Here is a 13,000-nt window from a genome sequence, read left to right on the forward strand (position 1 = left end):
TGTCCCAAACAGTCTGATTAAAATTTATACTGTAATCCGATGGAATGTACAGTTCCGTAGCCTGTATTAAAAGGGATAAGTGCATAATTAAAAGCAAGCTCACTCAATTGTAATTCTACCCCAAAAGAAACGGGACGCACTTCATCATCGGGCTTAAATCCACCGCTGACTTCAATAATTTCGGCAATGTTGAAAGCCAGGCCGAGGTTGAAGTATGGATCGCCAGCCGAATAATCAGCAAAGTCTTTTCCCTGCGTATCCTGAAGGGGATACACGTAATCGGCGAATACTTTTACAAGGATGGGAAGATCATCATTTTTAGGGGGAAGAAACCGGATCACATCTGCAGATGTACCTATCCGAAAATTTGTGGGGAGGGTTGTCGCCTCCGTGACCAACACTTGCATCTCGCCAAGATTGGAGACGGAAGCTCCGGCTCTGATCCTGTCATCCAGAAATTGACTGGCAATACCCAGGTTGAATGCATAGCCATTGGCTCTGTAGGTGTAGTTTTGTTCGTTCAGGAATTGAAAAGAGCCACCCAAAGAGAAATAATTAAAATCATAAGCATAGGCTGCTGCAATAGAGATATAACCTATGGAAAAAGTACCGTTTGAAGGGCCGGGATTGTTTCTTTGCTCATAATCATTAGCTCCGGAAGTGTAAAAGGAAAATGCAATGGCTCTTTTTCCATTTTTGAAATTAACCCCTCCAAAAATGTTATTGACGCCTGCAATCCATGCAGAATATCCGAGATCTATGGATGAAAATTCATTCATAGAAAGCAGTGCAGGATTCGAATAAATGGAGGCGGCTCCATCTGTTACAGAAACAGTGGCTTCTGCTTTGGAAAGTGCATACGGAGTAGGAGAAATGTTTAACAGCTCAAAACCTGAATTCTGAGCAAAAAGTGATACTTGTCCTGCCATTAAAAATAGCAATACGGTCAAAAAAGTTGATTTCATAGGTTCAGTCGAAGTGAGAAAACATGCATGTTTGAAATTCGATAGGGCTCTATCACAAAAGCATAATCAATAGAAGGAGAAAATACATCAAATGGCAAATGAATAGAAAATCCGGAGCTTAATCCCCAGCTATCAAAATTTGTTGTTTCCGGCAGATTCCATCCGCCACGCAAGGTAAATCGTTCGTGGGCTTTCCAGGATGCTCCTACCCGGAATTGAGTTGAACTGGTGTTGATGGTTTCGGATGAAATGATCTCTGTAAGCATTCCATTATCAACAAAAACTTCGGTTTGAGTGACCTCAGAAGTATAAGTTTGAATCTCAAAATCACCGGAAAGCGTGAACTGTTCTTCTTGCCAAGCTAATCCGAAAATAATCCGTGTCGGAAAATTGTTAATTACATTCTTGCCTTGCTCCAAATCATACAGATCCTGAGAATTCCATGAATAATTGGCAAAAAGATCCCGAACGGAACCGGCAACATTCAGCCTGGGACTAATCTCATATAAAAATCCAAGATCCACACCTACGGCTACGGCATTGCTTAATTCCTGGTGATAATCGGCCAGGTTAAACTTCAAACCAATGCCGGCATTGAATTTTTCGCTGAGCCGAATTCCAAAGTTGCTGGCCAATTGATATTCTGAAGCATCAAAAGTTCCGGTTGGATAGCCGCTGAGGGTACGGCCATCAATGTCATTCACGCCGGTTCGTAATAAGGTAAATGAAAGTCCGGCTGTGGGAGGCAGGGCAAATTGGGCTCCTGCACTTTGCAGAACCCGGTCAAATGATAATAAGCCAACGGTGAAATCGGTTTGCTGAGCTCCTCTTTCCAGCGCTGCTTGTGCGGGGTTGTAGTAGGAAAAAGCACCTTCTGAAGTTACAGCCGACATGGCATTTCCCATGGCCAACCCACGGGCAGAATAACCGAGTCGGGTGGAAGCTCCGGCAAAACCGCCATTCTGGGCAGCTACTTCGGCAGGATGGAATCCAAAGGACAACATTGCTGCCAAAAATAGCAGGAGAAAAGTATGAGAGAAAGAATTTTTCATTATTCAACCACTAAAATTTTACCGCTTATTTGCCGATTCCCCATTTCCACTACATAGATATAAGGTCCATTGGCCACTTTTCGGCCTTTGCCGTCATAACCGTCCCAAACGGCTTCGTAATTACCGGGGGAATAGGAACCATCTGTTTCCAATTCACGAACTAAATTCATTCCCACATCGAAAATACGAACGTTAACATTTGCCTGTTTTTGCACTTCAAATTTAATTCGAACGATGCGATGAACATCCATAGAAAAAGGGTTCGGATAAGCATAACTATTTACGGATTTGGCATCCGGGGCAAATATATTTCCTCCTTTCAAAGGGAAATCGACGCGTGTTATTTGCCAATCATCAAATTCTTGTCCTTGAACACAACATTGATGTGAAGCAATTCCATCATCGGTTCCGATCCATATTCGGTTGGTTGTAGCCGCAACCGTATAATATGCTGCGGAAGGTTTTATAAATGTATTGGGACTTTTGATTTGGGGAGATTTGATCCATGTTTTCCCTCCGTTAGATGAAATGAAGAGTCCATTATCGCCGGTGGCAAATACGTAGCCATCCTTGAACCCTATATCATTAATGCGTTCTCCAATCAACATTTGGGTGAACGTCTGTCCGCCATCTTCGGTAAAAACGATGCCTTGTTTTTGGGGTGATGAGGCGATCCAGTTGGTCATCCAGATTCGCCCGGTACCGGGTTCTTCTTTGATGGAGATGATCCAATCACCCAGCAACCCATCCTGTGTGTTGTCAGAGCGGATGTGCCGCCAGGAAATACTATCAATTGGAGCTTCCAAAGCATTTTCGGAAACATTAATGCCACCCGCACTACCAAACCAAACCCTTTGTTGAGAATCTACTAAAACTCCAAATCCCTTAAGATTGTCGTCATCAACGGAATTATATTTATTTATGGATTCAATACAATTCCCTTCATCATCCCTGTCAGTACAAGTTACCCAGTAGTAATTATCCCGCTCTGGCGAAAGCTCGAGTTCTGAAAAAGGGGGTAGGATTATACGCTCCCAGGTTGAACCCAGATCCATGCTTCGCAGTAAACCGGAAGCCCAGTTAGCTGAAAATAAAACATCTCCCTCAAAGTCGACGGCATACGGAGGCGACTGCTGCGGGACGGTAATTCTAATTCGGTCATACACCTGTCCGCCATAAACAAAGGTTGTATCATTATCGCCTTTTGGATCGGTGAGGAAATCATTGAAAACCCATGTTTCTCCGCCATCAATGGAGCGATAATAGCCATAAGCTGCAGGTACGCTCCCATTTTCAATTTCAGCGGTATAGCCTAACCCGGCAACCACCGTATCCTTAGCTAAATCGATAGAAAAAACGCGCCCGATTCCTGTCAATATACTATCCGCATTTTCAGGCGTGTACCATTCGGGGCGATTATCAATATTTCGATTTAAAGATGGGCTGATCCAAACCGTATCACCTATTGCTTTTATGGTACTTACACCATTTTGGCGGATGGAGTTGAATTGGCTATTTGTAGGCCCAAGAACTTGAGCAATGAGTGATAGCGGCAATAAAATGAAGAATAATGTGATCAGGTATCTCATTTACTCAGTTATATAAAAGATAGATTTTAAAGTATCACTCACTAAACCACCACGATCTACAGCATAAAATTCGACATCATACTCATCCGGCTCATTACCGGCATTGAATTGAAACCCTCTTGAGAAAACAGAATCCATAGCAACGCGGTCTCCATTTGTACCGTTGTCATATAATAAAAAAGGAGAGCTGGATAATTCGCCGGTAGTACGGCTGATCAATCTTAAGAACACTCCTTCCAGGGAAGCTAATCCCTCTTGATCAGAAACCTTTGCTTGAAATAAAACAGATTTTGCATTTTCACCTGCAGCGGGGAGCCGTACTGAATCCGGATGATTAATTTCAAGAATTTCAGGGGGAAAAACTGAAAATCCATGAATATTTATCAATCCTTCCGCATACCCAGTATTTCTCGTTGATTCCGAGATACGCGCGAAAACTTTAAAGTCGTGAAAAAAAGTAGTTGGCGTTTCAAACTCAAACTGAGTTTCAAAGCTGAGATCGTTTTCCGAAATATCCAGTGTTTCTTCTTTATACAAAACTCCTGAATTTTGATCGAAAATACTTACAACCACTTTTTGATCCGGAGAGATAAAATCAGCTTTTCCGCTAATTAGTATGGTAACAGTGGTATCTTTTATGCCATCGCTTGAGGTGAAATTTACATCAGATGGGACTATATCAAAGCTTTTGATTGCAGGTGAATCAGCCAATGGGTTTTCCGGTGAAGTAGTTGAATCGCAGGAAATAAAACCCATGGTAATAACCAATAAAATGGGGTAGATGAATAGAGATCGCAAGCTCAAGGGACTATGAAAATTAATTTCTTAATGGTAAGAATTCGTACTTCTTAAATCCAATACGTATTCACCTTTTACAAATTGTGCAGAATCAATATTGCATGTACTTGTTGAGCCTTTTATATTCTGCGCGTTATGAAAAACCGAATTGCTGAATTACATACCTGGTGGTGGCCTGTTATTGGATATAACAGTGGGACTGCTATGTAATTGAGCAATTTAGAAAGAATTAAAGAAAACCCACTGTTCAGCCGAATGGTGGGTTTTTTTGTTTGTAGTAGCATAGCCCTATTGGTTCCAACGCGGAGCGTAGGAACCAGTAATTTGATATGGAAGAAATGATATATGACCTCGTTCCACATGTTTTGCGTTGGAACGGATGAACGAATGACCAAATGAATAAAGAACAGTTTTTAAAACTTAGTAAAGTGTACACGGCGGTTCCGGTGTTCCGGAGATTGCTGGCCGATGTTTTGACCCCGGTTTCCCTCTTTATGAACATCAGGGAAGGAGCTAACTATCCGTTTTTGCTGGAATCGGTGGAAGGCGGGGAACAGTTAGCCCGATATTCTTTTATCGGACGAAATCCTTATCAGATTCTGAAATTTAACGGACAAGAAACCACACTTTCTCAGAATAACGAAACCGAAAAAGTAGAGGCTTCCTATTTCAATAAACTCAAAGAACTCACCACGGCATATTCTGAGCCAACGCTTCCTGAACTCCCCAGATTGAAAGGCGGAGCCGTAGGATTTTCAGCCTATGACACCTTTCGCCTGGTGGAAGATCTTCCCAATGTTCCTGAAGATGACCTGAATCTCCCCGAAGCCATCTGGGCTTTTTATGATGAGATCTTTGCCTTCGATCACGTGAAGCATCAGGTCGTATTGATTAAAACGGTGTTTGTGGAAGAAGAGGATGATCTGGAGGAAGCCTATCAAAAAGCACAACAGAGTTTGGATGAAATGGAGAATGCTGCCTTGGATTCCAATTACCAGAATCGTCCTTTTAGTATTGACACGGATTCCCTTGCAAGTAATATGAAGCAGGATTACTTCGAGCAGATCGTACAGAAAGGGAAAGAATATATTTACGAAGGCGATATCTTCCAGGTAGTTTTATCCCAGCGTTTTCAAGCTGATATGAGTGGGGATCCTTTTATGTTGTACCGGGCTTTGAGGATGGTGAACCCATCTCCATATCTCTTTTATTTAGATTTTGAGGGTTTTCAGCTGGTCGGTTCATCGCCGGAAGTGTTGGTGCGTGTGCAGGAAGGAGAGACAAGAGTTTTGCCGATTGCCGGAACCCGTCCCCGTGGGAAAACACATGAAGAAGATTTAGCGTTGGAAGAAGATCTCAAGAACGATCCCAAAGAAGTGGCCGAACACATCATGCTGGTGGATCTTGGCCGAAATGATCTTTCCAGAGTATGTAAGCCGGGCACGGTAAAGATGGAACGAAATCAGGTCATCGAGCGCTATTCGCACGTGATGCATATCGTCAGCGATGTAGTAGGTGAGTTGCAGGATGATCAAACTTCGGTGGATGCCCTAATGCAATGTTTCCCCGCTGGAACGGTAAGTGGTGCTCCTAAAATTCGTGCCATGGAGATCATTGATGAGCTGGAACCTACCAAGCGTGGAGTCTATGCCGGAGCCGTTGGCTATTTCGATTTTTCCGGAAATATGGACACATGTATTGCGATCCGCACGATGGTTGTCACCGATAACAAAGCGTATATTCAGGCCGGAGCCGGGATCGTCGCGGATAGCGATCCCACCAAAGAATTCGAAGAAACCCAAAACAAAGCGGGCGCACTCATTCAGGCGCTCAGTGTAGCTTTAGATATTCAATGATTTTGAACCACGGAGAACACAGAGTTACACGGAGTTTTAGAACCTGCGAGCGTTGCTCTCAAAGAAATTGAAGTAAATTTAAGAACAGATAAAACTGATCAATGAGTAAAACAAAGACCATACTTTCAGGTATTCAGCCATCCGGTAAATTGCATATCGGGAATTATTTTGGTGCCATTCGTCAACATATTGCCATGCAGGAGGAAGGCGAGGCTTTTTATTTTATTGCCAACTATCACTCACTGACCTCTTTGAATGACGGTGAACAGCTTCGCCAAAATACCATTGATGTCACCTTAGACTATCTGGCTTTAGGATTAGACCCCAAAAAAGCAACCTTCTTTGCGCAATCTGATGTTCCCCAAGTGACTGAACTGGCCTGGATCCTTGGAACCTTAACTCCGGTTTCCCTGATGGAAAAAGGCGTTTCCTACAAAGACAAGATCGCTGCGGGACTCAGCCCAAACATCGGACTATTCACTTACCCGATCCTCCAGGCAGCCGATATCCTTATTTATCATTCTGATATTGTACCGGTAGGGGAAGATCAAAAACAGAATATTGAGATCACCCGAGATCTGGCCGGGAAATTTAATCACGCCTACGATGGTGAATACTTGAAGCTTCCTGAAGAGCACATTGTAAAATCAGTGGCGGTAGTTCCGGGTATCGATGGTCGTAAGATGAGTAAGAGTTACGGAAACACCATCAATATTTTTGCAGAAGGAAAAGCACTGAAGAAGCGGGTAATGTCTATTGAAACAGATTCTACACCACTGGATGATCCCAAAGATCCGGACAGTGATAATGTTTTTGCCCTCATTAAGCTGTTTGCGGATAAGGAAACACAGGATGAGATCGCTGAGAAATATCGCGCGGGTGGGTATGGATACGGTCATGCCAAGAAGGAACTCTTAGGCATGATCGAGGATTACTTTGGTGAAGCCCGAGAACGCCGTCATGAACTGGCCAAAGATCTTGATTACGTGCATGATGTACTTCGCGAAGGAGGGAAGAAAGCCCGTGAACGTGCCGAAGAAGTCATGGAGCCGATCCGTGAAGTAACCGGCATTGTGAGACATTTTTAAGCTATGATATTGATCATCGATAATTACGATTCATTTACTTACAACCTTGTACATCTGGTAGCAGCTGAAACAGATGATTATAAAGTCATTCGTAATGATGCTATGACGCTGGATGAAGTACGTGAACTCAACCCTGATAAGATCCTTATTTCGCCGGGACCGGGTCGACCAGATGAGGCAGGAATCACCGAAGAAATTATTCGCGAGCTCGGTAAACAGACGCCGATTCTGGGAGTTTGTTTAGGGCATCAAGCTATTGGTGAGGTGTTTGGAGCAAAAGTAGTGCATGCGCCTAAACTCATGCATGGCAAAGTATCACGAGTTTCACATGATGATCAGTTTATATTTTCCGGAGTTGCCAAAGACTTCACCGCAACCCGATATCATTCTTTAGTTTTAGATCCCGATACCATTCCCGAAGTACTCCAGATCACCGCGCATTCTGATGATGGAGTGATACAAGGCGTACGACATAAGGAGTATCCAATTCAGGGAATTCAATTTCATCCAGAAAGTATTTTGACAATCGAAGGACCCAAAATCATTCAAAACTGGTTACGACAATAATGGATTTTAAAAGTATTCTTAACAAACTCTCTTTTTCTGAAGATCTCACTGAAATTGAAGCAGAAGCGGCTATGAACCTGATCATGTCAGGGGAAATTTCTGAGCCTAAGATTGCCTCATTCCTTACAGCAATGCGCTTAAAAGGCGAAACCGTAGAGGAACTCACCGCTTTCGTAAAGGTGATGCGCTCCAAGGCCGTTAAGGTTGATGTAGATGTGACCGGAGCTATTGACCTGGTAGGAACCGGAGGAGATCAATCCGGAACCTTTAATATCTCCACGGCCGCTTCTTTTATTACCGCTGCGGCGGGCGTGCCGGTAATCAAACATGGAAATCGCAGTGCCTCCAGTAAATGTGGAAGTGCCGATGTATTGGAGCACTTGGGGGCGTCCATCGAGCTTGGAAAGGAACAAGTAGAACAGGTCTTTGATGAAGTGGGTATGGCCTTTATGTTTGCCCCCATGTTCCACCCGGCTATGAAATATGTGATGCCGGCACGTCGGGAAATTGGGTTTCGTACCTTCTTTAATATTTTAGGTCCTATGGTAAACCCTGCAGGCGTTCAGCGATATGTGATCGGAGCCTTTAACAAGAATGTGGCTGAAAAAATGGTCCATATTTTAGCCAATCTTGAAACCGATTTTGCCTACACCTTTAACGCTCATGACGGACTGGATGAAGTAAGTTTAACATCTCAATCAGAGATCTTTGAGTTGAAAGATAAGGTAGTCTCAACTTCAATTATTTTCGATCCTGAATCTATTGGCTTTCAGAAAGTTGAAATGAAGGATATTATGGGAGGAGGTAAAGAAGAAAATGCTGAGATCCTGATCAATATCATGGCTAATAAGGCGGATGAGGCTAAACAGAATATTGCCTTATTGAATGCCGCTTTTGCCATTCAAGCCTCCGGCAAAGTTGAAACATTAGAAGAAGGAAAAGAACTGGCTGAAGAAGCTTTGAGATCCGGTAAAGCCCGTAAATTGTTCAATGATTTTGTGGACGCTACGAATGATGCAATGGGAACTTTTAAATATTAATTAACAGAAGACTTATAGGATATTGTAATGGAATACGGATGACACGTATCAGGCAGATTTCCGTAGATTTTTTTGATGAATCACATAATTTCAAATCTGTGACTAACCGTACCACCAGTGTTATCCGCGTTCCATTTAAGACTTTTTAATTAGAAAAATGTCGAACATTTTAGAAAAAATAACTATACAAACGGCTGAGGATCTGGCAAAAAGGAAGCGAAAAGTTTCCCTGGCAGACTTCAATTCTTTTGAAGGATATGAAAAGGACCGTATCTCATTTAAAAATGCTTTATCCGGAAATGATGCTGTTTCCATCATAGCGGAAGTCAAAAAGGCTTCGCCATCCAAAGGCATTATTCGTGCTGATTTTGATCCGGTGGATATTGCACTTAGATATGAGGAGGGAGGCGCATCTGCCATTTCTGTGCTTACGGATGAACCGTTTTTTAAGGGTGATTTGAAGTTTCTCGAAGCCATATCCAAACGTGTTCAACTCCCAGTTTTACGCAAAGATTTTATTATCGATCCCTATCAAATAAAAGAAGCACGGGCTCATGGAGCTGATGCGGTATTGATCATCGTGGCCATCACGGAAGGTAATCAGCTTACAGAACTACAACACGCCGCCCAAGAATTTGGAATGAATGCATTGGTTGAGTGTTACGATCAGGATGATTTTGACCGGCTGGATTTTGAACTGACTGATATCCTTGGCGTGAATAACCGCGATCTGAAAAATTTTGAAGTGGATGTCCACCGCGGCATCTCTATTTTACAACAGGCACCTGAAGAAACTATTTTGGTTTCTGAAAGCGGATTGTCAACCGGAAAAGATCTGGCTTTATTGAATAAGGAAAGAATTCATTCTGCACTGATAGGAGAGCATTTTATGCGGCAGAAAGATCCCGGTCAGGCCGTTAAGGATTTATTGGTACAAACAGAAGAAGAAATTGAGCGTTTATTAACAAAGGAATAGAACACGGATGACACAGATTGGCGGATATTTATACTCGTTCCTACGCTCTGCGTTGGAACTAAAATGTTAACGACGCAGAGCATCGTTACCAGTGCAAACAGAAGAATTTGAAAAGCTATTAGCGAATGACTAACACCGAACTAACAAAAATTAAAATATGTGGGATCACAAACCTGGAAGATGCCCGGTTTGCTGCAGGCGCTTTGGTGGACTACCTCGGCTTTATATTCTATGAGCCATCACCCCGATACATTGAGCCTGGAGAAGCTGGAGCGATCATTAACTGGCTGGAAGGACCGGAGAAAGTGGGCGTGTTTGTGAATCAGCCATTAGATGATGTAAATCAGATAGCCAAGCAAACGGGGTTAGATTATGTACAGCTACATGGCGATGAATCGGTCGAATATTGTGAATTGGTGGAGAAACCGATCATCAAAGTCATTCATATTGAAGAGGAAACGGTCGATTATTTGTTGAAGCATCAAATTGAGCAATATGCAGAAGTCGCGGATTTCCTGTTGTTTGACACCAAGATCGACGGACTCTGGGGCGGAACCGGAAAAAGCTTTGATTGGTCTATGATCACCGATCTGGATATTGATATCCCGTTTTTCCTTTCAGGGGGATTGAAGGCAGAAAATATCAAAGAAGCCATCGAAACGGTTCAGCCCTATGCCATTGACGTTTCAAGCAGTTTGGAGCAGAAGCCGGGATTAAAAGATTTTGCCAAGATTGAGGCTTTTATGGATGAGATCAGAACATTGGAAACAAAAGAATAGAACACGGATGACGCGGATTTAAACGATATTTAAGCTCGTTCCTACGCTCTGCGTTGGAACGAAATTGGTGGCGAGGAAGAACATCCTTACCAGTGCCAATCATATCTTTGAAGATTCGCCTCAAGCGTTTTCCATTACAGAATTATTATGAGCACACAAACCAAGACCAAAACCTACAACTTTCCCGATGAACGAGGCTACTACGGTCAGTTTGGGGGAAAATTCGTTCCTGAAATTCTTATTCCAGCCATTCAGGAACTGGAAGCTGAATTTGATAAAGCCAAAGATGATCCGGCTTTCAACGAAGAACTGGCGGGACTGCTGGATGAATATGTGGGTCGGCCCACGAAGCTTACATATGCGAATCGACTTACTGAGCATTACGGCAAAGCAAAGATCTATCTCAAGCGAGAAGATCTGTGTCACACCGGAGCGCACAAGATCAATAATGCCATTGGACAGGTTTTATTAGCCCGAAGAATGGGGAAGAAGCGGATCATTGCAGAAACCGGAGCCGGTCAGCATGGAGTCGCAACGGCTACAGCTTGTGCTAAATTTGGCCTCGAATGTATTGTTTATATGGGCGAGGAAGACATGGTTCGCCAAAAGCTGAATGTAGATCGAATGCGGCTGATGGGTGCTGAAGTTCGTAGCGTAACGAGCGGCTCCAGAACGTTGAAAGATGCAACCAATGAAGCCATCCGAGACTGGGTAACAAATGTTGACACTACATTTTATATCATCGGCTCGGTAGTGGGACCTCATCCATATCCCAAAATGGTACGACATTTTCATGAGGTGATCGGAAATGAGGCCAAAGAACAAATTCACAAAGCAGAAGATCGCAATCCGAATTACCTGCTGGCCTGTGTGGGAGGTGGCTCTAATGCCATCGGGTTTTTCTATCCGTTTATTGAAGATGAATCGGTGAAGATCATCGGTATAGAAGCGGCCGGATTTGGCGTAGATTCCGGTAAAACAGCCGCTACAATGACCAAAGGAACGCCCGGAATTCTGCACGGTTCGCTCAGTTATTTACTGCAAAGTGATGAGGGACAGATCGAACTGGCTCACTCCATCAGTGCCGGACTTGATTATCCGGGAGTCGGGCCTGAACACGCTCATTTGAAAGATCTGGGACGTGTTCAATACTATGCTGTGACCGACGAAGAGGCAATGAATGCAGTAAAGTTGCTCTCAGAAACCGAAGGTATCATTCCTGCACTTGAAACCGCACACGCATTCGCTTGGTTGAAAAAATTGATGCCTGAGACTTCAGAAGATGAGATTGTGATGATCAATCTCTCAGGAAGAGGGGATAAAGATATGGGCACGATCTCTGAATATATTCGTGAACATGAGTAATGCCAGATTGGTGACGACGCAGAGCATCGTCACCAGCGAGATTAATTCATAAGCTTAATAGAAGATACCGACTTGCTCCACACGCTCAGCGTTGGAGCGGATAATGGATAACGAAATAACCAAATGAACCGAATTCAAAACGTATTCAAAAACAAAAAAGCCGATGAAAAGCTGATGAGTTTATTCATTACGGCTGGATATCCGGACCTGGAGTCAACCGTCGATCTAATCCTGGGATTTGAGGAGAATGGAGCCGATTTGATCGAATTAGGCATGCCTTTTAGCGATCCGTTAGCCGATGGCCCCACCATTCAGCACTCCAGTGACGTGGCCATCCAAAATGGTATCACCATGAACAAGATCTTTGAGATGGTGAAGGAAGTCCGCAAACAATCCGAGATCCCGATCATTCTGATGGGATATATGAATCCGGTGTTGCGTTATGGCGTGAAGGCCTTCACCCAAAAAGCAGAAGAAGCCGGTGTGGATGGATTGATCATCCCGGATATTCCTTTAGAAGAGGATGGTATTATCAAAGAACATGCTGCTAAGAACAACCTTGATATCATTCATCTTGTGGCACCTAATACCTCCGATGAACGCATGAAACTGGCTGATGAAAACTCTCAGGGATTTGTATATTGCGTATCAGTTACCGGAGTAACCGGAGCGCGTGATGGTGAAGAAGTTTCGAATTCAGTTGGACGCTTTATAGAACGAGTACGTGCGAATGTTACCCGAAATCCGGTGATGGTGGGTTTTGGAATTAAAACTCACAAAGATGCTCAAAGCATCGCATCAAATGCCGATGGATTTATTGTGGGAAGTGCCTTAATTGATACCATCAAAAATCATTATCCGGACGAAGGCTGGCAATCAGAGTTGTTCACTTTCGTTCATTCACTGAAATTTGGAAATTAAATAA

The 13,000-nt window shown here is 43.4% G+C and carries 12 protein-coding genes; 8 read left to right on the forward strand and 4 right to left on the reverse strand.

The features are described from left to right. Positions 1–17 precede the first annotated feature (17 nt). The 4 genes from B151_RS0106955 to B151_RS0106970 are packed head-to-tail and all read right to left on the reverse strand — an operon-like array spanning position 18 to position 4,404. Positions 18–965: a PorV/PorQ family protein gene (locus B151_RS0106955; RefSeq protein WP_020402892.1), complete on the reverse strand. Its 948-nt coding sequence runs from the start codon at positions 963–965 to the stop codon at positions 18–20. Then, the gene (locus tag B151_RS0106960; protein ID WP_020402893.1) at positions 962–2,017 is read right to left on the reverse strand and encodes an OmpP1/FadL family transporter; all 1,056 of its coding nucleotides are present in this window, start codon (positions 2,015–2,017) and stop codon (positions 962–964) included. The genes B151_RS0106955 and B151_RS0106960 overlap by 4 nt, the downstream gene beginning before the upstream one ends. Next, entirely contained in the window at positions 2,017–3,606 is a 1,590-nt protein-coding gene (locus B151_RS0106965) for a FlgD immunoglobulin-like domain containing protein (protein ID WP_020402894.1), read from the reverse strand. The genes B151_RS0106960 and B151_RS0106965 overlap by 1 nt, the downstream gene beginning before the upstream one ends. Beyond that, positions 3,607–4,404 carry a hypothetical protein gene (locus B151_RS0106970; protein ID WP_020402895.1) on the reverse strand — a complete coding sequence of 266 codons (798 nt, stop codon included), beginning with the start codon at positions 4,402–4,404 and terminating at the stop codon, positions 3,607–3,609. A gap of 395 nt (positions 4,405–4,799) precedes the next feature. On the opposite strand from B151_RS0106970, the gene trpE reads away from it, so the two are divergent. From trpE to trpA, 8 genes are all read left to right on the forward strand, one after another. Beyond that, on the forward strand, positions 4,800–6,260 hold the full coding sequence (trpE, locus tag B151_RS0106975; protein ID WP_020402896.1) for an anthranilate synthase component I: 1,461 nt from the start codon (positions 4,800–4,802) through the stop codon (positions 6,258–6,260). A 101-nt stretch (positions 6,261–6,361) separates the two neighbouring features. After that, the gene (gene trpS, locus B151_RS0106980; protein ID WP_020402897.1) at positions 6,362–7,348 is read left to right on the forward strand and encodes a tryptophan--tRNA ligase; all 987 of its coding nucleotides are present in this window, start codon (positions 6,362–6,364) and stop codon (positions 7,346–7,348) included. 3 nt (positions 7,349–7,351) lie between these two features. Beyond that, a complete protein-coding gene (locus B151_RS0106985) occupies positions 7,352–7,915 on the forward strand; it encodes an anthranilate synthase component II (RefSeq protein ID WP_020402898.1) in 564 nt (187 codons plus the stop codon). Further along, entirely contained in the window at positions 7,915–8,955 is a 1,041-nt protein-coding gene (gene trpD, locus B151_RS0106990; RefSeq protein ID WP_020402899.1) for an anthranilate phosphoribosyltransferase, read from the forward strand. Before B151_RS0106985 ends, trpD begins: the two co-directional genes overlap by 1 nt. 157 nt (positions 8,956–9,112) lie before the next feature. Further along, on the forward strand, positions 9,113–9,931 hold the full coding sequence (trpC, locus tag B151_RS0106995; protein ID WP_020402900.1) for an indole-3-glycerol phosphate synthase TrpC: 819 nt from the start codon (positions 9,113–9,115) through the stop codon (positions 9,929–9,931). 125 nt (positions 9,932–10,056) lie between these two features. Then, complete coding sequence (locus tag B151_RS0107000; protein ID WP_020402901.1) at positions 10,057–10,710, forward strand: phosphoribosylanthranilate isomerase; 654 nt, start codon at positions 10,057–10,059, stop codon at positions 10,708–10,710. Between the two features lie 147 nt (positions 10,711–10,857). Further along, positions 10,858–12,075: a tryptophan synthase subunit beta gene (gene trpB, locus B151_RS0107005; protein WP_020402902.1), complete on the forward strand. Its 1,218-nt coding sequence runs from the start codon at positions 10,858–10,860 to the stop codon at positions 12,073–12,075. A 123-nt stretch (positions 12,076–12,198) separates the two neighbouring features. Then, entirely contained in the window at positions 12,199–12,996 is a 798-nt protein-coding gene (trpA, locus tag B151_RS0107010; RefSeq protein ID WP_020402903.1) for a tryptophan synthase subunit alpha, read from the forward strand. The last annotated feature ends 4 nt before the right edge of the window (positions 12,997–13,000 follow it).

Source organism: Gracilimonas tropica DSM 19535, from assembly GCF_000375425.1.
GTDB classification, from domain to species: domain Bacteria; phylum Bacteroidota; class Rhodothermia; order Balneolales; family Balneolaceae; genus Gracilimonas; species Gracilimonas tropica.